The organism is Brachybacterium sp. UNK5269 (assembly GCF_049266655.1).
In the GTDB taxonomy this organism is placed as follows: domain Bacteria; phylum Actinomycetota; class Actinomycetes; order Actinomycetales; family Dermabacteraceae; genus Brachybacterium.
In genome coordinates this window covers 3015565-3041922 of record NZ_CP184883.1, presented here as the reverse complement: position 1 = coordinate 3041922, position 26358 = coordinate 3015565, and the positions used below count along the sequence as shown (strand labels likewise).

Below are 26358 nucleotides of genomic sequence, written 5' to 3'. Positions count from 1 at the left end.
GAGCGACGGGCGGCGCTCAGCCGCGGTGCTCGGTGCCGTCCGGCTCGGTGCCGGCGGGCGTGGTGCCGTCCTGCTCGGGGCGCGCCGCGCGACGGCCGTGCACGGGGCGAGGGGCGTCGCCGGCCGGCGTGGCGGCGGTCGCTCCGGTGCCGCTGACCTCGTCGGCGCCGCTCGCGATCGCCCCGCGGCCGCGGGGGTCCTCGGCGTCGGAGGTGCCGGCGGCGTCGGTGCGGTCGGCAGCGGCGCGGTCGGTGTCGGAGCCGGCGGACTGCTGGTCGGCGGCGCCGGGGTCGAGGCGGTCGGCCTCGGCCAGACGCTCCTGGACGGCGCTGCGCTCGCGCTCGACCTCCTCGCGCTCCTGCTCGACCTCGGCGCGACGGCGCTCGGCGTCGAGGCGCTCCTGCTCGGCCTCGCGGGCCTTCTTCTCCGCCTCCAGGCGGACCCGATCGGCGTCGATCGCGGACTCGCGCGCCTTCAGGTCGTGCTCCTGCACGGCCAGCTCCTGCTGGGCGGCCTCCTCCCGCAGCTGCGCGGCGCGCTGCCGGTCGGCCTCCTCCTGCTGCGCCTTGCGACGCTTCGAGGCGCGCATCCCCAGCATGATCAGGACGATCACGAGGACCAGCACGAGCAGGGCGATTCCGATGATGAGGGGCAGGTTCGAGCTCTGCATGGTCGGCTCCTAGCGGTCGGCTCCTCCGGGCGGGACGGAGCGAGGGTGATTCGGCTGACGAGGAGATTCCATCATGACCGGGAGGCGCCCGGCGGCGAACGACACCGAAAGCCGCAGATCGGACACCGGGGACCGTCCCTCCCGCGCCGGTAGGGTAGGGCCCCGTGATGAGCACAGCCCCCCGCACCGATCTCGAGGACCTCCCGGGCCCCGACGAGGACCTGCCGTCCCTGCCCGGCGCCGCGCTCGTGGACGAGTCCCGCCGGGTGCTGGTCCACCTCCTCCAGGGTCCCTTCCTCGACGGCCGGCGCGACGACGCGCGCTACGCCCAGCTGCTGCGGGACCGCGCCGCGATCGAGGCCCGCCTGGCCGACCTCTTCCTCGAGCTGGTCGTGGACGACGACGCCCAGGTCGCCTTCGTGCGCCAGAGCGAGGAGGACCCCGACGCCCCCAAGCTGCTGCGCCGACTGACCGGCATGAACCGGCTGGACTCGGTGCTGCTGCTGGTCCTGCGCCAGATGCTGCTGACCCAGTCCTCCCGCGGCCAGCGCACCGTGGTCTCGGAGGCCGAGCTCCAGCAGGCGCTCGCCGCCTACCGGCGGACCACCTCGACCGACGAGGCAGGCTTCGCCAAGGAGGTGCGCGCCTCGATCGCGAAGATCCAGCGCGCCGGTCTGCTCGACGAGCAGGGCGCCGACTACGAGGTCTCCCCGGTGCTGCGCCTCATGATCGGTCCGGACACTGCGCGCGAGTTCATCGCCCTGTACCGGCAGGCCGGCGTGGGCGGGCTCGAGGACCCCGCCGACCCCGCTGACGGGGAGAGCGCGGAGGGCAGCGCCCCCGTCCCCGGCTGAGGGCGGCTCCGGCGCCGGGGCTCGACCGAGCGGTCGTCGCCGGCCCCGAGGGTGGCGTGGCCCACACGTCGGGCGATTGTGCACGCCGGGCGTTGCGGAATAAGGTGAGGCTCACCTAAGCCCCGTCGGGGCGCTCATCTCCAGAAGGACCCTCATGACGCTCAGCCGCCGTGCACTCGTGCTGTCCGCGCTCGCCGTGCCCGCCCTCGCCGCCTGCGGCGGCGCCGCCGAGGAGTCCGCCGACGCCCCTGCTGCCGGCGGCGGCGCGGGGGCGGGCGCCTACCCCGTGACCATCACCCACCTCTACGGGCAGACCGTGCTCGAGGCCGAGCCCGCCCGCATCGCCACCGTCTCCTGGGTCAACGCGGACTCCGCGCTCGCGCTCGGCATCGTCCCGGTGGGGATGCCCACCGTGACCTGGGGCGGCAACGACAATGGCTCGACCGACTGGATCGACGAGAAGCTCGCGGAGCTCGGCGCGGCCTGGGGCGGCGAGGGCGCCCCCACCCAGTACGACGAGACCGACGGCGTGAACCTCGACGAGATCGCCGCCCTCACCCCCGACCTGATCGTCGCCGCCTACTCCGGCCTCACCGAGGAGGAGTACACGCAGCTGTCGAAGATCGCCCCCACCATCGGCCCGATCGCCGCGAACTACACCACCTCCTGGCAGGAGGCGCTGACCGCGGTGGCCGCCGCCACCGGCCGAGACGAGGAGGCCGAGAGCCTCATCGCGCAGGTCGAGGCCGACCTCGCCGCCGTCGGCGAGCAGAACCCGGCGGTCGCCGGCAGCACCTTCATCGCCGGGACCCTGGGCCTGGCCGACAACTCGATCGCGCTCTACGTCGGCGAGGACACCCGCCCGCGGTTCTTCACCGCGCTCGGCATGAGCCCGGCCGAGGTGGTCGCCGAGAACGCCGGCGGGGCCGACAGCTTCTACGTCGACTGGTCCGCCGAGCGCGCCGACGAGCTGGTCTCCGACCTCTTCTACACCTGGGGAGAGGCGGGCGTCACCGTCGAGGACCTCCAGGCCAACGAGCTGTTCGCGCAGATCCCCGCGGTCGCCTCCGGCGGCGTCGTGATCACGGACGACGACCACACGACGCTGTCGATCTCCGCCGCCAGCGCCCTCAGCCTGCCCTGGGCGATCGAGAACGTCGTGCCCTCGATCATCGAGGTCGCCGAGCGCGTGGCGAGCTGACGGGCCCCGGTGCCCCGGACCACCGCCCTCGCCCTGACCGGCGGCCTCCTCGCCCTGGGGGCCGCGGGTCTGCTCTCGCTGATGATCGGGGCCCGCACCGTGTCCTCGGCGATCGTGTGGGACGCCCTGACGGCGTACGACGGCGGCCTGGCCGATCACGTCGTGATCCGCTCCCGCCTGCAGCGCACGGTGGCCGGGATCGCGGTCGGCGCGGCGCTGGCCGTGGCCGGCGCCGCCATGCAGGGAATGACCCGCAACCCCCTGGCGGACCCCGGCATCCTCGGCATCAACGCCGGCGCCAGCACCGCCGTGGTGATCGGCGTGTTCGCGGCCGACGTCTCCCGGGTGCCGCAGTTCATGGCGCTGGCCCTGCTGGGCGCGGCGCTCGGCACGGTCGCGGTCTACGCGATCGCCTCCGTGGGCCGGGAGGGCGCCACCCCCGTCAAGCTGGCGCTGGCGGGCGCCGCGATCACCGCGGGCCTCGGCTCGGTGATCAACGCGCTGGTGATGATCGACGACTCCACGCTGGACCGGCTGCGGTTCTGGCAGGTCGGCACCCTCGGCGCCCGCAGCCTGGGCGACGTCGCCCTGGTCGGCGCCTTCATGCTGGCCGGGGCCGTGGTGATCCTCCGCTGCACCGGGGTGCTCAACGCGCTGGCCCTGGGCGACGACGCGGCCGTCGGCCTGGGCGTGGAGGTGGGCCGGGCGCGGGTGGTGCTCGGCGTGGCCATCATCCTGCTGTGCGGGGCCGCGGTGGCGCTGGCCGGACCGATCGGCTTCCTGGGCCTGGTGGTGCCCCATGCCGCCCGCCTCGTCGGCGGCGGCGACTACCGCCGCATCGTGCCGCTGTGCCTGCTCGGCGGACCGGTGCTGATCCTGGTCGCCGACACCGTCGGCCGGGTGCTCTCCCCGCCCGCCGAGGTGCAGGTCGGGGTGATGACCGCCCTGATCGGGGTGCCCGTCTTCGTGGCGCTGATCCGGGCGCGCCGGCAGGTGGGCCTGTGAGCGCCCCGCGCCTGCCGCGTCCCCGCCGCCGCGCCGCCGCGCTGCCGGCGGTGATCGTGGTGCTGCTCGGCATCGGCCTCACCGCCGTGCGCGTCCTGGTGGGCACCCCGATGGTGGCGCCGGAGGCGGCGCTGCGGGTGCTGGGCGGGGAGACGATCCCCGGCATCTCCTTCATCGTCCTGGAGAACCGCCTGCCCACCGCGGTGGTCGCGATCCTCGCGGGCATCGCCTTCGGTCTCTCCGGCACCGTCTTCCAGACCCTCCTGCGCAACCCGCTGGCGAGCCCCGACGTGATCGGGGTGACCCTCGGCGCCTCGGCCGGCGCGGTCCTGGCGATGGCCTACCTGGGGGCCGACGGGAGGGCCCTGTTCTGGTTCGCCCTGCTGGGCGGGCTGCTCACCGCCGTCCTGATCCTGGCCGTGGCCGGGACCGGCCGGCGCGGCGCCGCCGGGGCCGTCGACAACCGCTTCGTGCTGGTGGGCATCGGCGTCGCCGCGGCGCTCAGCGCCCTCATCTCCTACGTCCTGACCCGGCTGGACCTGCAGGCCGCCGGGGACGTCATGCACTGGATGGTCGGCTCGCTGTCCACCTCCACCTGGGAGCGGGTGACGGTGCTGGCTCTCGCACTGGCCCTGCTGGTCCCGGCCCTCGCCCTGCTGGTGGCCCGGCTGCGGATCCTGCAGCTCGGCGACGACACGGCCACCAGCCTCGGCCTGCCCGTGCCCCGCACCCGGATCAGCCTGATCATGGTCGCGGTGATCCTGTGCGCGCTCACCGTGGCGGTCACCGGCCCGCTGTCCTTCGTCGCCTTCCTGGCCGGGCCGCTCGCGCGGATGCTGATGGGCCGGCCCAGCTTCCCGATGGCCGCCGTGGTGGGCGCGGTGCTCGTGCTCGGCGCGGACATCCTCGGCCAGAACCTGCTGCCCGAGGTCGAGCTCCCCGCCGGCGTCATCACCGGTGCGCTCGGCGCACCCTTCCTGCTGTGGATGCTCACTCGCTCCACGACCTCCGGAACCGGAAGGTGATCGGCCCATGGCCCGCATCGAAGCCCAGCACCTGCACCTGGCGTACGACCGCCGGGAGATCGTCCACGACCTCAGCCTGACCCTGCCGGAGGGCAAGGTCACCATCATCGTCGGCGCCAACGGCAGCGGGAAGTCGACCCTCCTGCGCGGGCTCTCCCGCCTGCTGCCGCCCCGCAGCGGCCAGGTGCTGCTGGACGGCCGCGACCTGCACAGCCTGCGCGGCAAGGACCTCGCGCGCCGGCTGGGCCTGCTCCCGCAGTCCCCGATCGCCCCCGACGGCGTCACCGTGCGCGAGCTCGTCACCCGCGGACGCTTCCCCCACCAGGGCCTGTTCCCGCAGTGGAGCGCGCAGGACGAGCAGGCCGTGGCCGACGCCCTGGCCGCCACCCGCACCGACACCCTGCAGGACCGGCTGCTCGAGGAGCTCTCCGGCGGACAGCGCCAGCGGGTCTGGATCGCGATGGCGCTGGCCCAGCAGACCGAGGTGCTGCTGCTGGACGAGCCCACCACCTTCCTCGACGTCACCCACCAGCTCGAGGTGCTCGACGTGGTGCGCGACCTGAACCATCAGCGCGGCACCACCGTCGGCATCGTCCTGCACGACCTCCACCTCGCGGCCCGGTACGCCGACCACCTGGTGGCCGTGCGCGCCGGGGAGATCCACTCCCAGGGCACCCCGGCCGAGGTGATCACCGAGCAGATGGCCCACGAGGTCTTCGCCCTCGACGCCCATATCGCCCCCGACCCGGTCACCGGCACCCCGATGGTGCTGCCGCTGGGCCGCGACCGCCCCGCCCGACCCCACCACCACCAGGAGGACGCCATGACCGCCACCGCCGCGCCCCAGGCCGAGGCCGCCGAGCTGGTCCCGGCCCTCGAACACAGCCCGATGCTCGCCTTCGAGCTCACCGTCGTGGCCAGGGCGCCGCTCGGCGCCTCGCTGGTGCGCCTCACCTTCGCCGGGCCCGACCTGGTGCACTTCGGCACCAACTCCCACCCGCTGGACCTGCGGATCAAGCTCATCGTCCCCGGCCCCACCCCGAGCGCCGACCACTTCGCCGCGGTGCGCCCGGGCGCCCTCCTCGACCCCGCCACCCACACCGACTGGTACCGCAGCTGGCTGCAGATCGACCCCGCCGACCGCGGCTGGATGCGCACCTACACCGTGCGGGAGGCCCGCGCCGCCGGGCATCCGGGCAACCGCACCGAGCATCCCGAGATCGACGTCGACATGGTGCTCCACCTCGACCCCGAGCCCCGGCCCGGTCAGGGCGTCGCGGCCCGCTGGGCGCTCGGGGCCCAGGTGGGCGACACCCTCTCGATGCTCGGCCCCAACCGGCACCTGGTGGGCCCCGACTACGGCGGGATCGAGTTCCGCCCCGGCAGCGCCCGCACCGTCCTGCTGGTGGGCGACGAGACCGCCCTGCCCGCGATCGGCGCCATCCTCGAGGCCCTGCCCGCGAGCATCGGCGGCCACGCCGTGATCGAGGTGCCCGACGTCGCCGACCAGCAGCAGCTGCTGACCCGCTCCGGGGTGGAGGTGACCTGGCTGCCCCGCGCCGGCCGCCCCCACGGGCAGCTGCTGGACGCCGCGGTGCGGCGCCTGATGAGCGAGAACGCGCAGGCGTTCCGGCCCGACGCCGGCGCGGTGGGCGGGGGCGGGGCCGCCCTCGTGGACGTCGACGTCGACGAGACCATCCTGTGGGAGACCGCCACCGGCCACGGCACCTTCTACGCCTGGCTCGCCGGGGAGGCCGGGGTGATCAAGGCGCTGCGCCGCCACCTGGTCACCGAGCTGGGCCTGGACCGGGCGCAGGTCTCCTTCATGGGGTACTGGCGCGCCGGCCGGCCCGAGAACTGAGCCCGCCCCCACTGGGTACCCTCTACGGGTGACCTCCGTGACCGACACCGCCCAGGACGGGCTCGACCTGCCGGGCGTGCCCTCCACCGACGCCCCGGGATCCGCGCGCGCGACCGACCCCGAGCACCCCCATCCCGGGCAGTGGCGGCTGGTCGCCGTGCAGGTCTCCAACTGGGGCACCTTCCACGGCACCCACGACCTGAGGATCTCGCCCAAGGGGTACTTCCTCACCGGCGGTCCCGGCACCGGCAAGTCCACCCTGCTCGACGCGATCAGCGCCCTGCTGACCCCGCCGCGCACCCTGCAGTTCAACGCCGCCGCCTCCGACGCCGGCCCGAACCGCTCCAAGTACCGCCGCACCGTGGCCAGCTACGTGCGCGGCGCCTGGGCGATGCACTACGACCAGGCCACCGGCGAGTTCAGCCAGGAGGTGCTGCGCGAGCGGACCACGCTGTCGGTGGTGACGCTGCGCTACGCCGACGGGAGAGGCGGCACCGTCCAGCTCTCCCGGCTGTTCCTGCTGCACGCCGGCCACACCGCCGACTCGGACGTCAAGAGCCTGTACGTCATCTCCCGCACCCCGCTGGACGTCACCGACCTGCGCCAGTTCGTCTCCACCCAGATCGAGGGCAAGGCGCTCGAGGCCGCCCATCCCGGCACCCAGACCTTCCGCCAGTTCCGCGAGTACCGGGCCGCCTTCAGCCAGCTGCTGGGCATCCCGGACGAGAAGGCGCTCGGCCTGCTCCACAAGATCCAGTCCGCCAAGGAGCTCGGCGACGTCAACGCCCTGCTGCGCGACTACATGCTCGACGCCCCGCGCACCTTCGACCTCGCCGACCAGGCGCTGGCCAACTTCCACAACCTCTCCGAGGTCTACGAGGCCCTGGTGACCGCCCGCGAGCAGCGCGACCTCCTGCGCGGACTGCGCGAGACCCACCAGAGCTGGAGCGCGATGCGCGCCCGCGGCGGCGAGCTGGTCGACCGCCGCGCCGACATCGACGTGTTCGCCGCCCAGCACCTGGTGCGGCTGCTCGGCGACGAGTCCGAGCGGCTCCAGCTCGAGCGGGACCGGCTCGCGGCCCAGCAGCGCCGGCTCACCCAGGACGTCGCCGAGGCCCGCTCGGACCTCGCCCAGCTCAAGGAGCAGCGCCGCCGCGCCGGCGGCGGCGAGATCGACGACTGGAAGCAGCAGATCGCCGGGCTCGAGGTGGAGCGCGAGCGGCGCCGCGAGCGCGGCACCGAGTTCGCCGCGCAGCTGGCCACGGTCGAGCTGCGCACCCCCGCCGGGGAGGACATGTTCCTGGCCCTGCAGCGCGAGGTGGCGGCCCTGCGCGAGGCCCTCGAGGAGGAGGAGCAGGGGTCCGACGCCGCCCGCTGGGAGGCCGAGGCGAAGGTGCGGGAGCTGGGGGAGCTGCTGTCCCGCACCCGCGAGGAGCTGGCCTCGCTGACCTCCCGCGCCTCGAACCTGCACTCCGAGGACATCGCCCTGCGGGACCACATCGCCGCCGAGGTGGGCATCGCCCCCACCGAGCTGCCCTTCGCCGCCGAGCTGCTGCAGGTGCGCGCCGGCGAGGAGGAGTGGACCGCGGCGGCCGAGCAGGCGCTGCGCGGCCTGGCCCGCTCGATCCTGGTCCCCGACCGCATCTACCGCGAGGTCGCCGGGGTCATCGACCGCACCCGGCTGCGGCGGCGGATCTCCTACAACCGCGTCAACACCGACCTGCGCCGACCGGCCAGGACCATCGACGCGCGGTCCCTGGCCGCGAAGCTCGAGGTCAAGGACGGCGAGTTCCACGTCTGGCTGGGCCACGAGATCGCCTCCCGCATGGACTACACCTGCGCGGAGACCCTCGAGGAGTTCACCCGTCTGCAGCGCGCGGTGCTGCGCTCCGGGCAGATCAAGCACTCCGCCACCCGGCACGAGAAGAACGCGGACCGGCAGATCAACGACCGCTCCCAGTGGGTGCTCGGCTTCGACAACCGTGCCAAGCGGGCCGTGTTCGAGTCCGAGCGCACCCGCGCCGAGCAGGCCCTGTTCGAGGCCCAGGCCCGCCGCCGGGACGTCGAGGCGGAGCGGGAGCGGCGCCGCGAGCGCCTCTTCGCGCTCCAGGCGATCAGTGCCGTCACCTGGGACGACATCGACGCCGCCTCGGTCGCGCGGCGGGTGGCGAACCTGCGGGACATGGTGCGCGCCGCGGAGGACGGCTCGGCCGCGCTCACCGAGCTGGCCCGCCAGATCGACGACGTCGAGCAGTCCATCGCCGGCAGCGACGAGGAGCTGCTCGAGGTGGTGCGCACCGCCGGCAAGCTCGCCGAGCAGGCGGAGCGGGCGCAGGAGCGCCTCGCGGCGGCGCAGCAGCGCATCGCCCGGTCCGCCCTGGACCCCGAGGTCGAGGCGGAGCTGGCCGAGCGCTTCCGGGCGATCGCGCCCAGCCTGGTGCTGTCCACCATCGACCGGGTCACCAAGGATGCCTCGGCGACGCTGGACGCGGAGCTGATGGACCTCACCCGGCGCACCTCCCGCGCCGAGGAGGACATGCGCACCGTGATGCGCGAGTTCTCGAGGCGCTGGCCCGCCCAGGCCGGCGACACCGCCCCCACCCTCGAGGGCGTCGAGGACTACCTCGCGATCCTGCAGCGGATCGAGGAGGAGAAGCTGCCCGAGGTCGAGGACCGCTTCTTCGAGTTCTTCACCGGCAACACCCTCGGCGACGTGCAGGCCCTGGCCACCGCCATCGCTCGCGAGCCCGCCGAGATCCGCAAGCGCCTGCAGCGCATCAACACCCTGCTCGCCCAGGTCGAGTTCCACTCCGGTCGCTACCTGCAGCTGTCGATGCGGCCGGTCCACCTCGCCGCCCTCGACGAGTTCCGGCGCGCCCTCGAGGACGCCGTGGCCGACACCGCGCTGAACGACATCAGCCGCGACCGGGACCTGGCCGAGGAGCGCTTCCTGTCCCTGCGCCACCTGATGGACATGATCGGCGCCGCCCGCACCCGCGACGACCAGGTCTCGCGGGTGATCCTGGACGTGCGCCGGCACGTGCACTTCCACGCCGAGGAGGTCGACGCGGAGGGCACGGTGGTCCACGCCCACGAGTCCGGCGGCCCGCTCTCCGGCGGCCAGAACGAGCGCCTGGCCACCTTCTGCCTCGCCGCGGCGCTGCGCTACCAGCTCGCCGGCACCGGCCAGGAGGTGCCGCGCTACGCCCCGATCATCATCGACGAGGCCTTCTCCAAGGGCGCCGGCAAGTTCATCACCGCCGCCATGGAGTCCTTCCGCCACTTCGGCTTCCAGGTCATCCTCGCCAACCCGGGCAAGAACCCGCAGGCCCTGGCCCCGTTCATCGGCGGCGTCGGGGTGGTCTCGATCCGGCAGGACCGCTTCTCCTCGGTGGCGCCGGTGGAGTTCGTGCCGGCCGCGGACTGACCGCGGGGCCCGCCGGGCATGGGGAGTTCTCCCCATCGGCAGCCGCGCTCCGGCTCGGTACCCTGATCCCCGACCGTCGCGGCCCGGCGGACAGCAGCACGCCGCCCCGGTGGCGGCGAGATCGGTGAGGGGTGCGCTCGGTGTCAGCTGCGAGGGTCGACGGCCTCGACCGGATCCCCGACCGGATCCCCGGCCAGGACGAGACCCATCGCCGCATCCGCGAGCTGCTCGGCGCGGTGACCGCCGCCCTGCTCGAGACCCAGCCCGGTCTGCTCCGCTTCGCGGACCACCGGCCCGAGCGCGACCGCTCCTCCGGGAACTCCTGGCGCGGGGTGCAGACCCTGTGCCATGTCAGCGCCCTGCTGGCCAGCGCCGGGACACCCCGGACCACCGTGGGCGGCGCCCAGCACCTGATCGAGGCCGTGCACGCCGTCGCCGCCGCCCACGGCCTGCGGCCCCGCTCCACCCGGCACCGTCACGGGATCGCCGACGCCACCTGGTCGGACGGGAGCGGGGACCTGCTCGAGGTGGTGATCGGGGTGCGGGTGGCCGTGCGCGCCGTCAGCGCCCCGTTCCTGCCCGCCTCCTCGCGGCCGCTGCCCACCACCGGCCCGCTCAGCCCCGCGGCGCCGCCGCGCCCCGCGCGCTGATCCGCTCGAGGGCGGCCAGCGGGATCGAGAGCCAGTCCGGGCGGTGGCGGGCCTCGTACAGGGCCTCGTAGACGGCCTTGTCGGCCTCGAAGGCGTCCAGCAGGACCTGCATCGCCGCCCGCTCGTCGCCCCAGCCCGCGCCTTCCGCGTAGCCGGCCAGGAAGGCCTCCCGCGCCGCGGCCGCCCAGGGCCCGGCGTCGGCGTCGTGCTCGAGGGCGACGGCGCCGGCCACGTAGTCGAGGCTGCGCAGCATCCCGGCCGCATCCCGCAGCGGGGAGTCGGGGAGGCTGCGCTGGGCCAGCGGCCGCAGCGGCTCGCCCTCGAAGTCCAGCAGCACCCAGCCGCGCTCGGGCACCCGCAGCACCTGCCCCAGGTGGAGGTCGCCGTGGATGCGCTGCATGGCGGGCCAGCGCACCTGCGCGGCGGCGTCCAGCAGCGCCTCGAGCGCCTCCCGGTGGGCGCCGACCTCGGGCACCTCGGCGATGATCTGCTCGGCGCGCCGGCGCATCTGGGCGACCATCTCCTGGACCACCGCGGCATCGGCGGCGACGGTGCCGAAGGCGCCGGCCAGGTCCCGGTGCACCTCGGCCACCGCGGCGCCCAGCTCGCGGGCCGCGGCGGTGAAGTCCTCTCCCGCCACGGCCAGGCCCAGGGCGAGCCGCCAGGCGTCCTCGACCCCGGGCAGGAACTCCTGGGCCACCAGGGAGTGGGTGCGCAGCGCGCCCACCCGCACGGTCGCCGAGCCCACCACCGCCGGCACCCGGGTGCTCCCGGCGGCGGTCAGCGCCCCCTGCAGCACCACGTCGGGGTTCTCGCCGTCCTGCAGCACCCGGAACAGCTTGACGATCAGCGGCGAGGCGCCCTCGGTCTCGACGATCAGGGAGGTGTTGGACTGCTCCCCGCTCAGCATCCGGCTGCGCATGGCCCGGCCCAGCGGCAGCGGGGCGTCGGGGAGGGTCCGTCGGGAGGCGAGGCTCAGCGAGGGGCCCACCGCTCCCTCCCCGGAGACGAGGGTCGCCACCAGCGCGGCCCGGCCGTCGGCGTCGCGGGTGGCGTCGTCGGCGCGGAGCGGACCACCGGGCACGGCGAGCACCCCCACCTCGGAGCCGGCATCGCGGGCACCGGCGGGGGCTCCGACACCGGGATGCCGCAGCACCAGCGGCACCTGGTACAGCGCCTCGTCCCCGCGCTCGAGGACCGCCGCGACGACGGCCAGCACGACCACATGGTCCGGGGCCACCCGCAGCGGGGCCCAGCCCCGCACCGCGATCCGGGGGGCACCGGCGCCGCGGTGGGCGTACCAGCGCTGCGCGGGCATCCAGGCCGCGAGCTGCCCCGTGAGCTGCTCGAGCACCTCGCCCAGCGGCGGCAGGGCGGTCACGTCGAGGACCGGGGCGGTGGCCGGGGAGCCGCCGGGGGGCGGCAGGGAGGAAGCAGCAAGGGAGCTGGCGGGCGTGGGCGTCTCGTCCATGGCGCCACTCTACGGTCGGTGATGGCCGTCACGGCAGGTCCGGTCGGTCCGCGGCCGACGTTGCTAGGCTGGGCCGGTGCCCGAGCCGTCGCCGCGACCCCGTCCGCGCGCGAACCCGCGGAAGCTGGTCGCGCGCCTTGCCGCCCTCGCCGCGGCCGGGGCGGTCGCCCTCTCCCTCGCGGTCCCCGCCGCCGCGCTCGGCGAGGACGGGCCGTTCCCCTTCCCCGCGGAGACCGAGACCCTGCAGCTGGTGCCCCGCTCGGTCACCCGCATCCCCCTCGAGTCCCTGGTCCAGGACGAGCTCGAGGCCCAGGTCGACCTCGACTCCACCCGGCTGACCGTGCCCCAGGACCTCGATCCCGCCCTGCGGCAGGGGATGGAGCTCGAGCGCGACGCCCTGTCGATCACGGTGGAGGAGGAGGGGACCTGGTCCCTGATCGGCCGCGACCTGGTGTTCACCCCGCTGGCCGGGGCCGACCCGGCCCTCACCCCGATCGCCCTGACCGTCGCCGCCCATGCCGGCCCCCGCTCCCTGCCCATCGTGCTCACCCCCGCGCAGCTCGAGCTCGAGCAGGTCTCCCAGCACGGTTCGGCGGGGGAGGTCACCGCCATCCCGCTCGGGGCGGACCCGCCCCAGGGAGGCCGGGTGCGCCTGGATCTGGCGCTGCTGCCGGCCGGCTCCACCGTGGTCGCCGACGGCAGCCGGGCCACCGTCCCGGACCAGGGCCTGTGGCAGCTCTCGGCCGACGGCACGACGCTGACCCACACCCCGTCGACCCCGGGACTGGGGCGGCAGCTGGACCCGGTCCGGGTGGTGGTGGAGGACGACGAGGGCGCCGTGGTGCGGGCCGCGCAGGTCACGCTCACCGTCCCGATCATCTCGGACCTCGACTGGTCCGCGCCCTTCGGCGAGGAGATCCTGTTCGTGGTCGCGGAGGGCCAGCAGTACGTCGACCCGGCGACCCTGCGCCTGCAGCCCCTCGGCGACGCGGGCTCCTCCGCGCTGTCGGAGGACGGCACCCGCGTCGTGGTGCCGGGGGAGGGCACGTGGGCGCTGGACCGCACCGACGCCACCGTCCGCTTCACGCCGGAGAGCGCCGAGGTGCGGGTGACCGCGCCGATGGGGATCACCGGCGGGGACGGCGAGGGGGCGCGGGCCGCGACCGCGCTGCTCAGCACCGCCTACCCCATCCTGCTGGACCGCGCCCAGGCCGCGCCGCCCGGGACCGAGGTCCAGTTCGATCTCGGCACCGGCATCCGGGACGTCAGCTCGGACACGCTGCGCTTCGCGGTGGAGGACCTCCCGGAGGGGGCCGAGCTCGCCGCCGGCGGCACCGAGCTCACCGTCCCGCAGGAGGGCACCTGGAGGATCGACGTGGAGTCCCAGCGGGTGGTGATGACCCCGCTGGAGGGGTTCATGGGCCGGGCCGCCCCGGTGGGGATCACCGCGCGGGGCGTCTACGCCGACAACCCGGTCAGCGCCACCTTCGAGGCGATCGTCTCCCCGGTCATCCCCACCCTGCGGGACGACGAGGGCCGCACCGCCCCGGCCGCGGAGGTCTCCGTGGACGTGCTGGGCAACGACACCGCGGGCAGCGGCTCACAGCCCCTGGTGCCCGAGACGCTCGAGCTCAGCTCCCTGTCGGCCGTGAACGTCGCCGAGCTCCCGGGTGGTCGCGGTCCGCGCCTGGTGATGCCCGGTGAGGGCGTGTTCTCCGTCGGCGCCAGCGGGGCGGTCTCCTTCACCCCGGAGGAGGGGTTCCGCGGCCGGACCACGCCGATCACCTACCACGTGCGCGACAGCGCGGACATCCCGGTGCGGGCGAGCCTCGTGGTCGACGTGGACCCGGACCTGCTGGCCGGATCGGAGCCGGCGACGGAGGTCAGCGGCATCAACAGCCTGCTGGTCGGGCTGATGCCGGCGGTCCCGGGCACCGCCATCGTCTTCGCCACCATCGTCCTGCTGCTGCTCTTCGGCGGCGGGGTGTCGCTGTGGATCGGACTGCGGATGGAGGCCGACCGCAGGGCCTGGGAGGACTGAGCCGGGCCCGGTGCGGGCAGGGGCGCGCGCCGAGGCGCTCAGCAGCCCTCCGGCGTCTCCACCGGCTCCGCGAGCGCCGCGGCGGCCACCGAGTCCTCCTCGAGGCCGGTGAAGCCGTCGCCGATCAGCAGGTCCACCGCGGTCCCCTCGCGGCCCTCCTCCAGGCGCAGCTGCGCGCCCTGGATCTGCACCCGCACCGACTGCGCCGCGAGGAAGCCGTCGGGCCCGTGCACGACGGTGGCCGGGCCGGTCGACTGCCGGGTGTTGCCGGTCCCGCCGGCCACGAAGCCCCGCTCGACCAGGTCGGCGGACACCGTCCCGGCCAGTCCGCTGCGGGAGGTGCCGTTCAGCACCGTCACCGTGACCTCGCCCGGGGGCAGCGGGACCGCCCCGGGCTCCGGGCAGGTCAGCGCCACCGGATCCGCCCCCAGGGACTTCGGGGCGATCACGCCCGGCTCCGCGGCCGGCTTCTGCAGCTCCCGCACCGCGAGCACCCCGACCACGACCAGGGCGAGGCAGAGCACGCCCAGGATCGCCAGCTGGACCGCGCGCCGCCGCCGGGAGCGCCGCAGGCGCTGATCGCGGCTGCGGAGGTCGTCGACGGGGCGGCCGTAGGGGCGGGCGTCGCGGTGCGAGGAGGACATCTCAGTCGAGCGGGCGGTAGCGGATGCCGAAGGCGTCCAGCCGGGGCAGGTGGGCGCGCAGACGCTCCTCGAACTCCTGCCAGCTCTGCTGCGGGGAGCCCCAGGCCCGCTCGGCGAGGGCGCAGAGCCGGGGGAAGGCCATGTACTGGACGGCCGCGGCGGTGGGCAGGTACTCGCTCCAGAGCTGGCCCTGGATGCCGAGCACCAGCTTCTCCTGGTCCGCGCCGAGCCCGGCGGGGACCAGCTCGGCCGTGTAGACGTCCTGGAGGGTGGTCAGGCCGCCGATCGCGAGCGGCTCGCCCTCCGGATCGGCCTGGTAGAAGTCGAAGTAGGTGTGGTCGCTGCTGGCGATCACGGTCTGGAAGCCGCGCTCGACCGCCTCCGCCACGCCGGCGGCGCTGCGCCAGTTCATGACGATGGTGTCGTCGGGCAGGTGCGTCTCGAGCACCTCGTCCCAGGCGATGACCCGCTTGCCGTGCTCGGCGAGCACCGCGGAGGCGAACTGCGTGAAGTGCCCCTGGATCTCGGAGATGCGGGTCAGTCCCCACTCGTTGACCCGGGCGCGGGCGGCCGCGGACCGCTCCCACTCGACGGTCGGGCACTCGTCGCCGCCGATGTGGACGTAGGGGGCCGGGAAGATGCCCGCCACCTGGGTGAGCACATCGCGCAGGAAGTCGAAGACCTCGTCGGAGACGCCGAGGACGTGGTCGGAGATGCCCCAGACCTCGCGCACGCCGAGCTTCTGCTCGGGGGCGTTGCCGAGCTCCGGGTAGGCGGCGATCGCGGCCTGCATGTGGCCGGGCAGGTCCACCTCGGGCACGATCATGACGCCGCGGCGGCGCGCGTACTCCACCAGCTCCGTGAGCTCCTGCTGGGTGTAGTAGCCGCCGTGGGGGGTGCCGTCGAAGGTCCAGCTGCCCTCGTCGCCGCTGAGATGGCCCACGAGGGTCTGCTCGCGCCAGGCGCCGACCTCGGTCAGCCGCGGGTAGCCCTTGATCTCGATCCGCCAGCCCTGGTCGTCGGTGAGATGGAGGTGCAGCACGTTCAGGCGGTGCAGGGCCATCGCATCGATGAAGGTCTCGATCTCCGCCACGGGCTGGAAGTGGCGGGCCACGTCCAGCATCACGCCCCGCCAGGCGTGCTGGGGCCGGTCGGAGATCGTCACGCACGGGATCGAGCCGACCGCGCCGGTGACGATCTGGGCGAAGGTGTTGCGGCCGTCGGCCAGCGCGGCCTCGCTGCCCGCGCTCAGCGCGGCGCCCTCGGGCGAGATCGACAGCGTGTACTCGCTGGGCAGCAGCGCATCGTTGAGGCCGACGGAGAGACCCTCCCAGGGATCGCTGGTCTCCCACGTCCCCTCCGACCAGATGACCGACCGGGGCAGCGGGACGAGGGCGATGGGATCGGGCATGGGGTCTCCTGGGACGACGTCGTCGATCTGACCGGTCCAGTCTGCCATGGAGATGCGGGTCACGCGGCATTTCGCCGTCCTCCGAGCCCCCCGGCGCCGGACGCGCAGGAGCCCGGTCGGCGCTGCCGACCGGGCTCCCTCACGTCGCCCTGCTCCTTCCCGGTGACGCTCTCGCGTCGAGCAGGCCGGCGTGGCCCTGTCCCCGTGCCTACGGGCTGGTCAACGGATCAGCGGTAGGTGACGAAGACGTGCGGGGCGTTCCAGATGGAGCGCTCCATGACCCGTCCGCGCGAGCTGGACGCGTCGATGATCTTCCCGTTGCCGGAGTAGATCCCCATGTGGCCGTAGTCGTTGCCGGTGAAGGCGACCAGGTCGCCGGGCTTCGCCTCGGACTGGGAGATGATCCGCCCGCCGAAGGTGTAGCCCTTGGCCGTCTTGCGGGGCATGTCGGTGCCGGCCTGGTTGTACGCGTAGTACACCAGTCCCGAGCAGTCCATCCCGGTCTTCGGCGAGGAGCCGCCCCAGGTGTAGCGGATGCCGATCTGCGAGCGGGCGGCGCTGACGACCGCCGAGCCGTTCACGGAGGTGCCGCTCGAGGGGCGGTCCTCGCCGCGGCTCGGGGTGCTGCCCGGGATGCGGACCTTGCCGTCGAGCGCGGACCAGGTCTTCGGACCGACCACGCCGTCCACGCCGAGGCCGGCGGCGGACTGCAGCGCGCGCACGGCGGTCTTGGTGCCGCCGCCGAACACGCCGTCGACTGTCACCGAGGCGCCGCGCTGGTTGAGCTTGGACTGCAGGGTCCTCACGGCCGCGCCGCGATCGCCCTGACGCAGCGTCGGCTTCGCGGAGGAGCTGGTGCCGCCGGCCGCGGGAGCGGGCGTGGAGCCGCCGATCCGGGTGCCGCCGCTGAGGGCGTTCCAGGTCTTGGGGCCCACCACGCCGTCCACGCCGATGCCGGCGGCGGACTGCAGGGAGCGGACGGCCGAGGCCGTGGCCCCGCCGAAGCTGCCGTCGACCGCGATCGACGCGCCGGCGGCGTTGAGCTGCTGCTGGAGGGTCCGCACCGCGTCGCCACGGTTGCCCTGGCGCAGCTTGGGCTGCGAGGACGAGGCGCTCGAGGAGCTCGAGGAGGAGCCCGAGGACCGCTCGGCGCCGGTCAGGGCGCCCCACGTCCGGGGGCCGACCACGCCGTCCACGCCGATGCCGGCGGCGGACTGCTGGTCCTTGACGGCGCGCAGGGTTCCCGAGCCGAAGACGCCGTCGGTCCGGAGCGACGCGCCGTGGGCGTTGAGTCGTTCCTGGAGGTACTCGACCGCGTCACCGCGGGCGCCGAGACGCAGCTTGACGGAGGTGAACTGGGACTGGGCGGCCGGCGCGAGGGCCGGGGCGGCGCCGCGGACGGTGCCGGCCACCGCCGAGGCGGGGGCCTGGGCGGTGGCCGAGGCGGCGCCGGTGAGGGCTGCGGTGGCGGAGACGGCGCCGATGACGGCGGCGCCCCCGACACCCTTGCCGACCGGGGCGGCGAGCCCGCGGTAGTCGATCACGGCACGCCCGGCTGCCCGGTGCGTGCCTCGTGGAGCGGTGCGGAACATCTAGGGGGATCTCTCTCCGTCGCCGCGCAGGGAGCACGCGCGAGACGCGCGCGAGGCCCTGCACCCGTCACCCAGGGAAGCGGAGGAAGCGACCGGACTGGTGACGGGGAGGCGGCAGCACGGCGAGTGCCCGGATACAGGCGGCACCGCTGATCACTGTATGTCCAGCCTCCATACAGCCCAGGCGGCCCTTTGCTCACGCCGAGCGAGCCTTTTACGAAGATTTTGCCGTGATTCCGCGATATCGCCCGTGTCGCCGCTCGGCGGGAAATATCAGTGTGGTAGTTACACGCCTGTCATTCCGCGTGCGGCGCCGGCTGCGCGCTCCGGACCTGCGACGATGCCCGCACGGAATGTCATGAATGCCCGTTTCGGGTGAATGGCGTGAATGGCACGAATAGTTCCGATGGCGGGGCCCGAGGGAATGCGGCGGGGGGCAGCTTGTGTCACCACGAGTTCCCGCGCCGGAAGCGGGAAAAAGAAAGAGCCGCGAGTCCGTCTCTCGACGTTCTCGCGGCTCTTCGACCCGGTCGGGGTGACAGGATTTGAACCTGCGACCTCCTCGTCCCGAACGAGGCGCGCTACCAAGCTGCGCCACACCCCGGAGGTTCCTCGCCGAAGCGGGTCACCGAGGAGCAACATTAGCAGGCCTGCGCGCGCTCACCCAGCGGTCGCGGGCTTCGGGGCGCGCAACGTGAGCAAGGTCGCCTCGGGCGGGGTGAGGAGCCGATAGTTCGAGTAGGGGCTCGCGCCCAGCCCCGCGCTGACGTTCATCGGCACGCCCTGCCAGGTCGACAGCCCGCGCGCCTGCGCTCGGGGCAGATCGCAGTTGGTCACCAGGGCGCCGATCCCGGGCAGCCGCAGCTGTCCGCCGTGGGTGTGCCCGGCCAGGATGAGCTCCGCGCCGTCGGCGACGAAGGCGTCCAGCACCCGCTGGTACGGCGCGTGCGCCACCCCGATCCGCAGCACCCGGCCGTGGGAGGGCGGCTCCGCGGCGACCGGGGCGGGCATCTCGTCCCGCTCCAGGTGCGGATCGTCGACGCCGACCAGGCGCACCTCCAGCCCGCCCAGCTCGATGCTCTCGCGGGTGTTGGTGAGGTCCTTCCAGCCGTGGGCCGACAGCCGGCGGGCGAGCTCGGGGGTGGGCAGCGTCAGCTCCCGGTCCTCCGTGATGCCCTCGGGGCGGGGATCGGGCAGCAGGTACCGGGCCGGGTTCTTGGGGCCGGGCTCGAACATGTCGTTGGAGCCCATGACGAAGGCGCCGGGGCGCCGCAGCAGGGGCTCGAGCGCCTCGGCGAGGACCGGGATGGCGGCGGCGGAGGAGATGTTGTCGCCGGTGTCGATCACCAGGTGGGGCCGGAGCATCGAGAGATGGTCCAGGAACTCGAGCTTGCGCCGCTGGTCGGGCACCAGGTGGATGTCGCTGATGTGGAGCACCCGGAGGGTGCGGGCGCCGGGAGGGAGGATCCGCAGCTCCACCTCGCGCAGGGTGTAGCGGTGGATCTCGACGTGGCGGGCCCAGACGTGGGCGGCCGCGGCGGCGCCCACGCCCAGCGCGCCCAGCACCCCGGCGGCCGCGACCGGCGGCCGCACCTCAGCCCTCACCGGAGGACTGGCGGATGACGACGGTCTCGCCCTCCGGGAGCCGGGTGCCGGCCCCCGGCTCGGTGCCGATCATGAACCACTGGCCGACGTCCTCGGACGGCTCGTTCTCGACCTGCGGCACGTACCCGGCGGCCTGGACCGCGGCCTCGGCCTCCGAGCGCATCATGCCGGCCACATCGGGCACGACGCCCTTCTGCACCGCGTCGTCCGCGGCGGCGGGGGTCGCGGGCGCCGGGCCGGCCGGGAACGGCTCGGAGGGGAGTCCCTCGTGGACGCGGGTCATGTACTCCTGCCAGGTGGGCAGCGGGACGTTGTTGCCCCAGACGCTGCCCCGGCGGAGCATCTCGCCGTCGACGGGGAAGCCGCCGGGCTTGATGTTGGTCTGCGGGTGTCCGAACCAGACGGCGGTGGACATCTGCCGGGTGAAGCCGACGTACCAGGTGTGGAACTGCTGGTTCGAGGTGCCGGTCTTGCCGCCCGCGGTGTGACCGGGGATGACCCGGCCCCGGCCGGTGGCCCGGGGGTCCTCGAGGTCCTGCTGCAGGGTCCAGGCCATGGTGTCGGCGACATCCTTGTCGACCGCCTGGTGGCAGTCGGCACCGGAGATGGCCATCGGCTCGCCGTTGCGGTCGACCACCTCGCTGATCGCCTGGGGCTTGCAGTAGGTGCCGCCGGCGGCGTAGGTCGCGTAGGCATTGGCCATGTCCAGCGCGGAGATCCGCAGCTCGCCGAGCACCACCACGGAGGGCGCCAGCTCGGTGCCGTACACGTCCTCGATCGGCATCTCCCAGGTGGTGGGGTCGTACGGGTTGAACGTCGCCGGGACCACCCCGATGCCGCGGGCGGTGTCCGCGATCTCGCACAGGTCCAGCTGGCGGGCCATGTTCGCGTAGGAGGTGTTGACCGAGAACTTGGTGGAGTTCAGGACGGTCTCCATGGGGGCGAGGGGGACGGAGACCGCGTTGTCCGGGTTGTACCCGGGCCGCTCCCGCCAGGCTCCCCCGGGGAGGCACTCCGCCGGGAAGTTCGGCATCGGCTCGCGCACGGTGCCGACCCGGTCGTAGATCGACTTCCCGCTCTCCAGCCACTCCTGGAGCACGAAGGGCTTGAAGGTCGAGCCGACCGGGAAGCCGTTGCCGCCGCCGAGCGCCTTGGGCACGTTGTAGTTGATCGCGGTCTCGCCCGGACCGACCTCCTGGTGGGGGTTGAAGTTCCGGTTCTGCGCCATCGACAGGATCCGGCCGGTGCCCGGCTCGACGGTCACGATGGAGTGGCCGAAGCCGTGGTCGGCGTCGGCCGGGACCTTGCGCATCAGGATGTCGGTGGCTGCGGCCTGCTTGCCCGGGTCCAGGGTGGTGCGGATGGTCAGCCCGCCGCCGTACAGCAGCTTGCGCCGCTCCTCGTAGGTCTCTGCGAAGGCCGGGTCGTTGAGCAGCGAGCGGGTGACGTAGTCGCAGAAGAAGCCGCTGGTGCCGGCATCCGCGCAGCCCGCGGTGACGTTCTGGATCTTCAGCATGTCGGCGACGGGCTGGGCGGTGTACTGCTCGTACTCCGCCTCGGTGATGTAGCCCTCCCGCTTCATGTCGGCCAGCACCTCGTTGCGCCGCTTCTGTCCGGCTTCGGGCTTGGACACCGGGTCGTACTGGTTCGGGCCGTTGGTGATGCCGGCCAGCAGGGCCGCCTCACCGGGGTTCAGGTCCTTGGCGTTCTTCGAGAAGTAGTGCCGCGAGCCGGTCTCCACGCCGTACTGCGAGGGCCCGAACTGGGCGACGTTGAGGTAGGCGTTGAGGATCTCGTCCTTGCTCCACTGCTTCTCGAGGGATATGGCGAGCTTGGCCTCGCGCAGCTTGCGCCCGTAGGTCTGCTCCGTCGCGGCGACCTGGTCCTCCTGGTCGCCGCGCTGGACGGCGTCCATCAGGAGGGCGTTCTTCACGTACTGCTGGGTGAGGGTCGACCCGCCCTGGGTGGCGCCGCCGGTGGCGTTGCTCGCGAAGGCGCGGGCCATGCCCTTGGGGTCCACGCCGCCGTGCTCGTAGAAGCGGCGGTCCTCGACCGCGATCACCGCATGCTGCATGTGCGGCGAGATCTCCTCGAGCGGCACCATGATGCGGTTCTCGGTGTAGAAGGTCGCCAGCAGCGAGCCGTCGGCCGCCTCGATCCGGCTCGCCTCGTTCAGGGGCTCGACCTCGAGCTCGCTGGGGTACGAGTCGAACAGGTCCACTCCGTCCTTGGCGACCGCCGAGCTGGCGGACACCATCGGCAGGAAGAAGGCGGCCAGCAGCACGCCGGCCAGGGCGGAGACGGCGAGCAGTCCCAGCAGCAGGTACAGGGTTTGCGCCAGGGCGACGGGGAGCGAGCGACCGGAGCCGGACGCGGATGCAGAGCGGGCCATGCTCCAACAGTACGGCGAGGGCGGCGAGCGCGGCGATGACGGCACCCTGCGCGCGCCGAATCTTCACGAGGCCGGTGCCCGACCCGGCCGGGCCGACGGCCTCCCAGCTGGGGCTCGGCGCCGGCGCGTCCGCGGCGCGGAGGCGCTCGATGGCCTTTATCACGAAGCGTCGGCGGGCGGAGGTGGAGTGCTCGCGTTTTGCACTGTGGCGACCGTCTCCTTACAGTGGGGGCGGAGAACGGATCATCGTCGATCCGGGACAGGGCGAGAGGACGAGTATGGCCATCGGGGGACATCCCGTCACCGCGCAGCCGAGCACCGCCGATTCGAGCTGGGCGACTCGGGGCGCATGCGTGAGCATGGATCCGGACGGATTCTTCGTGCAGGGAGCGGAGCAGCATGCGGTCAAGGCGGCGTGCGGCGCCTGCCCGGTCCGCACCGAGTGTCTGGCCGACGCGCTGGACAACCGGGTCGACTTCGGGGTCTGGGGAGGGCTGACCGAGCGCGAACGGCGCCGGCTGCTGCGCCGCCATCCCGAGGTCAGCGACTGGTCGGCGCTGCTGCGCCGCGCCTCCCAGCAGGCGGTCGGCGGCTGAGCCGAGTGGGAGGGCGCGCTTCCGCGGCGGGGACCGCGGGCGCGGCGGTCCCCCGGTAGGCTCGCCCCATGAGCACCTACACCCGCTGGGAATACCTGACCGTGCCGCTGCTGATCCACGCGACCAAGCAGATCCTCGACAACTACGGCGACGAGGGCTGGGAGCTGGTCCAGGTCGTGCCGGGACCCAACCCCGAGAACCTGGTCGCCTACCTCAAGCGCCCGCAGACCGCAGGCTGATCCGATGACCGCCGCAGCCGCGGGCGCGAGCGCCCGCGTCCGCGCCCGGCTCGAGGAGCTGGGCCGCGCCCTCCCGGCCGTGGCGGCGCCGGTGGCCGCCTACGTGCCGGCCGTGGCCACGGGACCGCACGTGCACACCTCCGGCCAGCTGCCCTTCGTCGACGGCTCCCTGCCGCTGACCGGCAAGGTCGGCGCCGAGGTGAGCGCGGAGCAGGCCGCCGAACTGGCGGCCCTGTGCTGCCTCAACGCCCTCGCCGCGATCGAGGCCCTGGTGGGCGACCTGGACCGGGTGGTGCGGATCGTCAAGCTCACCGGGTACGTCGCCTCGGACCCGTCGTTCACCGCGCAGCCCGCGGTGATCAACGGCGCGAGCGAGCTGCTCGGCGAGGTCTTCGGCCAGGCCGGGGCGCATGCGCGCGCCGCGGTCGGCGTGGCCGTGCTCCCCCTGGACGCACCCGTGGAGCTGGATCTGCTGGTCGAGCTCGACGGCCCGGCCGCCTGAGGAGCTCCTGGTGAGCGAGCAGTCCCCGCAGCGGGATCCGCAGGCCCCCGCCGTCGAGCTGATCGCGGTGCGGGCCGACAACCCCGGCCCGATGACGCTCAGCGGCACCAACAGCTACGTGCTGCGCGATGAGGACCAGGTCTGGGTCCTCGACCCCGGCCCCAAGGATCCCGAGCACCTCGCGGAGCTCCTGCTGGCCTGCGGCGACCCCTCGCGCCCGATGGGCGTGCTGGTCACCCACCGCCACCTCGACCACACCGCCGGGGCGGCCACCCTGGCGCGGCAGCTGGCCGCCCGCAGCGGACGCGAGGTGCCGCTGTGGGCGGCCGACCAGGGCGCCGTGCCCGGGTCCCGGCCCCTCCCCTCGACGCTCGAGAGCGACCACGGCACCGTCGCCCACGTCATCCACCTGCCGGGCCACACCTCCGACTCGGTCGCCCTGCTGGTCGACGGCGGACGGCTGCTCAGCGGCGACACCCTGCTGGGCGGCTCCTCGACCGTGATCGTCCCGCAGGACGGCGGGAGGCTCGGGGACTATCTGCAGTCCCTCGCGATCCTGCGGGCGATGGTGCTGGACGGCCGGATCGGCTCGGTGCATCCCGGGCACGGGCCCGCCTACGACTCCCCGCTGGATGCGCTCGAGGCCATCGAGCAGGCCATCGCGCATCGCCACGAGCGCATCGAGCAGGTGCGTCGGGCCCGGAAGGCCGGGGTCCTCACCACGGAGCGGATGCTGCGCTCCGTCTACGGGCCGAATCTGCCCGAGCAGCTCCAGGACGCCGCGCGCTGGAACCTCCGCGCGACCCTCGACCACCTCGCCGAGGGGCACTGAGCGCAGGGCGGCGCGCTGGGCCGGCGGGGGCCGGACGCTCTGACGGCGAGAGCCCCGGCACCCCCTGAGGGGGGTGCCGGGGCTCTGGCCGTAGCGGACCGGGTCAGCGCGCGCGGCGGCGCAGACGCTCGACGTCGGCGATCAGGACCGCGCGGGCCTCCAGGCGGATCCAGCCGCGGGAGGCGAAGTCCGCCAGGGCCTTGTTGACGGTCTCGCGGGAGGCGCCGACCAGCTGGGCCAGCTCCTCCTGGGTGAGCCCGTGGGCGACCATCACGCCGTCGTCGGTCTGACGACCGAAGCGCTGCGCGAGATCCAGGACGTTCTTGGCGACGCGGCCGGGGACGTCGGCGAAGACCAGGTCGGCGAGCGACTCGTTGGTCTTGCGCAGGCGGCGGGCCAGCGAGGCGAGCAGATGGCGGCCCACCTCGGGACGCTGGGCGAGGACCCGGTAGAGGTCCTGCTGCGAGAGCGAGTAGAGCGTCGCCTCGGCGACCACCGTGGCCGTCGCATTGCGCGGCGCCGGGTCGAACAGGGCCAGCTCGCCGATCGTCTCGCCGGGGCCGAGCACCGCGAGCAGGTTCTCGCGGCCGTCCCCCGAGGCGTGGCCGACCTTGACCTTGCCGGCGCCGATGATGAAGAGACGATCGCCCGGATCGCCCTCCCGGAAGATGATCGCGCTGCGGTGGTAGTCCTCCTGCTTCATCGACGCCAGCACGGCCTGCTTGCCGTCGTCGTCGAGCGCAGCGAACAGCGGCGATGACCGTACGATGTTCTCGTCCACGGAACCTCCTGATGGTGGGGCCCCGAAGACCGGGACCGTGCTGTGCGTGACCTGTGACCGCGGCCACCGCACGCGGTGAATGCTGTCACATGATGCTCAAACACTATCGCGCCCGCGCCCGGGAGGCCCGCCACGCGCCGCAGGAGGAGCTGTTCAGATGTCGAGGTCGAACCCCGGGGCGGCCACCCGCGGCCACCCCGCCGGACCGGCGGACGCGGCCGTGGTCGCCGCCCGGCTGGAGGACCTCCACGCCGAGGCCCGCACCGAGCTCGACCATCGCGACGCCTTCGAACTGCTGGTCGCGACGGTGCTGTCCGCGCAGACCACCGACGTGCGCGTCAACCAGGTGACCCCGGAGCTGTTTACGCGATGGCCCGACCCCGCAGCCCTCGCGGGCGCCGAGGAGGACGCCGTGACCGCCGTGCTGCGTCCGCTGGGGATGGGCGCCACCCGGGCGCGTCGGATCATCGGCCTCGCCCAGGGGCTGCTGGAGCGGCACGGCGGCCAGGTGCCCGACGATCAGGCCGCGCTCGAGGCCCTGCCCGGGGTCGGGCGGAAGACCGCCCACGTGGTGCGCGGAGCCTGGTTCGGCCACTCCCTGCTCGCCGTCGACACGCACGTCGGCCGCCTCGCCCGGCGGCTGGGCTGGACCACCCGGTCGGATCCGCGCCGGGTCGAGGACGACGTGGTCGCCAGGGTCGAGGCCGACGGCGGCGGAGCGGGCGCGGAGGACCTCACGCTGCTGGGACTGCGCCTCATCCTCCACGGCCGCCGGATCTGCACCGCCCGCGCGCCCCGCTGCCCCGAGTGCGTGCTGGCCGACGTCTGCCCGAGCGCGGGGATCGGATGAGCGCCGCCGCGCAGCGGGTCGACCGCTCGGCCGGGTCCCCGGACTTCCTGGCCCCGCTCGTCGAGCGCGCCCGCCGCGGGGACGTGCTGGTGCGCCAGGATCCCGACCCCCGTGATCCGGTGCGCGGAGCGGGCACGGCGCGCCGCAGCGCGGTGCTGATCCACATCGCCGGCACCGCCCTGGACGACGCCCAGGTGGTGCTCGAGGAGCGCGGTCATGCGCTGCGCTCCCAGCCCGGTCAGTTCTCCCTGCCCGGCGGCGGGCAGGACCCCGAGGACCGCGACGCCGTGCACACCGCCCTGCGCGAGGCCCAGGAGGAGACCGGCCTGGACCCCGCCGAGGTGCAGGTGCTGGGAGCCTTCGCGCCGATCCCGATGCCCTGGCGCCATCAGCACGTCACCCCGGTGCTGAGCTGGTCGCCCGCCGTCCTGGAGCTCGGCGTGCAGGACCCGATCGAGGTGGAGCGGGTGGTGTGGGCGCCCCTGACCGGCACCGGCTCGCTGACCGACCCGGCGCACCGGCGGCGCGGGATCTGGGGCGGCGCCGGCGTCGGCCCCGTCTTCGAGCTGCCCCGGAACACCTTCGTCTGGGGCTTCACCGCGATGATCCTCGAGCAGGTCCTCACGGGCCTCGGCCTGGATCCGGTGCCGCCCACCGCGCCGGAGCGGGAGATCCCGCCGGAGCGACGCCGCTGATCGGGCGGCGGTGG

At 74.0% G+C, this 26358-nt stretch carries 22 protein-coding genes and 1 tRNA gene; 14 read left to right on the top strand and 9 right to left on the bottom strand.

Features of this window, described 5'->3' with window-relative positions:
• Positions 1–16 precede the first annotated feature (16 nt).
• A complete protein-coding gene (locus tag ACOJUI_RS14210; RefSeq protein ID WP_422115591.1) occupies positions 17–670 on the bottom strand; it encodes a hypothetical protein in 654 nt (217 codons plus the stop codon).
• 167 nt (positions 671–837) lie between these two features.
• Between ACOJUI_RS14210 and ACOJUI_RS14205 the strand changes: the two genes are divergently transcribed.
• From ACOJUI_RS14205 to ACOJUI_RS14175, 7 genes are all read left to right on the top strand, one after another.
• Complete coding sequence (locus tag ACOJUI_RS14205; protein WP_422115590.1) at positions 838–1524, top strand: DUF4194 domain-containing protein; 687 nt, start codon at positions 838–840, stop codon at positions 1522–1524.
• A gap of 154 nt (positions 1525–1678) precedes the next feature.
• Positions 1679–2725 (top strand): ABC transporter substrate-binding protein, encoded by a 1047-nt coding sequence (locus ACOJUI_RS14200; RefSeq protein WP_422115589.1) that lies wholly within the window; start codon positions 1679–1681, stop codon positions 2723–2725.
• A 9-nt stretch (positions 2726–2734) separates the two neighbouring features.
• Positions 2735–3730 carry a FecCD family ABC transporter permease gene (locus ACOJUI_RS14195; protein ID WP_422115588.1) on the top strand — a complete coding sequence of 332 codons (996 nt, stop codon included), beginning with the start codon at positions 2735–2737 and terminating at the stop codon, positions 3728–3730.
• On the top strand, positions 3727–4755 hold the full coding sequence (locus ACOJUI_RS14190) for a FecCD family ABC transporter permease (protein ID WP_422115587.1): 1029 nt from the start codon (positions 3727–3729) through the stop codon (positions 4753–4755). Before ACOJUI_RS14195 ends, ACOJUI_RS14190 begins: the two co-directional genes overlap by 4 nt.
• Positions 4756–4762: 7 nt before the next feature.
• Positions 4763–6616, top strand: coding sequence for an SIP domain-containing protein (locus ACOJUI_RS14185; protein ID WP_422115586.1), 1854 nt, complete (start codon positions 4763–4765; stop codon positions 6614–6616).
• A 28-nt stretch (positions 6617–6644) separates the two neighbouring features.
• Positions 6645–10043: an ATP-binding protein gene (locus tag ACOJUI_RS14180; protein ID WP_422115585.1), complete on the top strand. Its 3399-nt coding sequence runs from the start codon at positions 6645–6647 to the stop codon at positions 10041–10043.
• Positions 10044–10183: 140 nt separating this feature from the next.
• Positions 10184–10693, top strand: a complete 510-nt coding sequence (locus ACOJUI_RS14175) for a hypothetical protein (RefSeq protein WP_422115584.1) — start codon at positions 10184–10186, stop codon at positions 10691–10693.
• Here ACOJUI_RS14175 and ACOJUI_RS14170 read toward each other — a convergent pair.
• Positions 10659–12164, bottom strand: a complete 1506-nt coding sequence (locus tag ACOJUI_RS14170; protein ID WP_422115583.1) for a maltokinase N-terminal cap-like domain-containing protein — start codon at positions 12162–12164, stop codon at positions 10659–10661. The two genes, ACOJUI_RS14175 and ACOJUI_RS14170, sit on opposite strands and share 35 nt — an antisense overlap.
• Positions 12165–12240: 76 nt before the next feature.
• Here ACOJUI_RS14170 and ACOJUI_RS14165 point away from each other — a divergent pair, with 76 nt between their 5' ends.
• Positions 12241–14205: an Ig-like domain-containing protein gene (locus ACOJUI_RS14165; protein ID WP_422115582.1), complete on the top strand. Its 1965-nt coding sequence runs from the start codon at positions 12241–12243 to the stop codon at positions 14203–14205.
• A 38-nt stretch (positions 14206–14243) separates the two neighbouring features.
• Here ACOJUI_RS14165 and ACOJUI_RS14160 read toward each other — a convergent pair whose 3' ends face one another.
• The 6 genes from ACOJUI_RS14160 to ACOJUI_RS14135 all read right to left on the bottom strand — a co-directional run bounded on the left by ACOJUI_RS14160 (position 14244) and on the right by ACOJUI_RS14135 (position 21849).
• Positions 14244–14849, bottom strand: coding sequence for a LytR C-terminal domain-containing protein (locus ACOJUI_RS14160; RefSeq protein ID WP_422115581.1), 606 nt, complete (start codon positions 14847–14849; stop codon positions 14244–14246).
• 1 nt (position 14850) lies between these two features.
• Positions 14851–16260 (bottom strand): beta-N-acetylhexosaminidase, encoded by a 1410-nt coding sequence (locus tag ACOJUI_RS14155; RefSeq protein WP_422115580.1) that lies wholly within the window; start codon positions 16258–16260, stop codon positions 14851–14853.
• A 227-nt stretch (positions 16261–16487) separates the two neighbouring features.
• Positions 16488–17804 carry a peptidoglycan-binding protein gene (locus ACOJUI_RS14150; RefSeq protein ID WP_422115579.1) on the bottom strand — a complete coding sequence of 439 codons (1317 nt, stop codon included), beginning with the start codon at positions 17802–17804 and terminating at the stop codon, positions 16488–16490.
• A gap of 578 nt (positions 17805–18382) precedes the next feature.
• Positions 18383–18456, bottom strand: a tRNA-Pro gene (locus ACOJUI_RS14145).
• 56 nt (positions 18457–18512) lie between these two features.
• The gene (locus tag ACOJUI_RS14140; protein WP_422117674.1) at positions 18513–19445 is read right to left on the bottom strand and encodes a metallophosphoesterase; all 933 of its coding nucleotides are present in this window, start codon (positions 19443–19445) and stop codon (positions 18513–18515) included.
• A 1-nt stretch (position 19446) separates the two neighbouring features.
• The gene (locus ACOJUI_RS14135; RefSeq protein ID WP_422115578.1) at positions 19447–21849 is read right to left on the bottom strand and encodes a transglycosylase domain-containing protein; all 2403 of its coding nucleotides are present in this window, start codon (positions 21847–21849) and stop codon (positions 19447–19449) included.
• 278 nt (positions 21850–22127) lie between these two features.
• On the opposite strand from ACOJUI_RS14135, the gene ACOJUI_RS14130 reads away from it, so the two are divergent.
• The 4 genes from ACOJUI_RS14130 to ACOJUI_RS14115 all read left to right on the top strand — a co-directional run bounded on the left by ACOJUI_RS14130 (position 22128) and on the right by ACOJUI_RS14115 (position 24018).
• The gene (locus ACOJUI_RS14130; RefSeq protein ID WP_422115577.1) at positions 22128–22445 is read left to right on the top strand and encodes a WhiB family transcriptional regulator; all 318 of its coding nucleotides are present in this window, start codon (positions 22128–22130) and stop codon (positions 22443–22445) included.
• 68 nt (positions 22446–22513) lie between these two features.
• Positions 22514–22684 carry a DUF4177 domain-containing protein gene (locus ACOJUI_RS14125; RefSeq protein WP_422115576.1) on the top strand — a complete coding sequence of 57 codons (171 nt, stop codon included), beginning with the start codon at positions 22514–22516 and terminating at the stop codon, positions 22682–22684.
• Between the two features lie 4 nt (positions 22685–22688).
• The gene (locus ACOJUI_RS14120; protein WP_422115575.1) at positions 22689–23186 is read left to right on the top strand and encodes a RidA family protein; all 498 of its coding nucleotides are present in this window, start codon (positions 22689–22691) and stop codon (positions 23184–23186) included.
• 10 nt (positions 23187–23196) lie between these two features.
• Positions 23197–24018 (top strand): MBL fold metallo-hydrolase, encoded by an 822-nt coding sequence (locus ACOJUI_RS14115; RefSeq protein WP_422115574.1) that lies wholly within the window; start codon positions 23197–23199, stop codon positions 24016–24018.
• Between the two features lie 103 nt (positions 24019–24121).
• On the opposite strand, the gene ACOJUI_RS14110 is transcribed toward ACOJUI_RS14115, so the two are convergent.
• Positions 24122–24799: a Crp/Fnr family transcriptional regulator gene (locus tag ACOJUI_RS14110; RefSeq protein ID WP_422115573.1), complete on the bottom strand. Its 678-nt coding sequence runs from the start codon at positions 24797–24799 to the stop codon at positions 24122–24124.
• A 157-nt stretch (positions 24800–24956) separates the two neighbouring features.
• Between ACOJUI_RS14110 and ACOJUI_RS14105 the strand changes: the two genes are divergently transcribed.
• Positions 24957–25649 (top strand): endonuclease III domain-containing protein, encoded by a 693-nt coding sequence (locus ACOJUI_RS14105; protein ID WP_422115572.1) that lies wholly within the window; start codon positions 24957–24959, stop codon positions 25647–25649.
• Positions 25646–26344, top strand: coding sequence for an NUDIX hydrolase (locus tag ACOJUI_RS14100; protein WP_422115571.1), 699 nt, complete (start codon positions 25646–25648; stop codon positions 26342–26344). Before ACOJUI_RS14105 ends, ACOJUI_RS14100 begins: the two co-directional genes overlap by 4 nt.
• Positions 26345–26358: the final 14 nt, after the last annotated feature.